Source organism: Paracoccus sp. UBA5162 (assembly GCF_002413585.1).
Taxonomy (GTDB): Bacteria; Pseudomonadota; Alphaproteobacteria; order Rhodobacterales; family Rhodobacteraceae; genus Paracoccus.
On sequence record NZ_DHXG01000093.1, the window covers coordinates 1 to 353 of the forward strand.

1 protein-coding gene is annotated in these 353 nt (G+C 65.7%); it reads right to left on the bottom strand.

The features are described from left to right. On the bottom strand, positions 1 to 353 hold a 353-nt coding region (locus B4A72_RS15165), incomplete at both ends, for a calcium-binding protein (protein WP_414692505.1).

Here is a 353-nt window from a genome sequence, read left to right on the forward strand (position 1 = left end):
TCGTTTCCGTCATAGGTGTAGATGCGGTTGGCGTCCGCCGTGCCGGTGATCCGGTCATCGCCTGCGCCGGTGACGAGGTTCTCGAACTGGGTGAAGCTTTCGCCGGCGTAATTGGTCGCACCGGTCACCATGTCGATGGTGTAGTCGCCCGACCAATGGCGGGTGTTCAGCCAGTCGACGCCGGCGCCGCCGCGCAGCGTCTCGGGCGTGCCGGAGGCGGCGTAGATATAATCGTTGCCGCCCTGTCCGTCATAGACGCCCTGTCCGCTGGAACGGATGCGGTCATTTCCGGCGCCGCCATAGATCGTGTCGCGACCGCCACCGCCGACCAGGCTGTCATTGCCGTTGCCGCC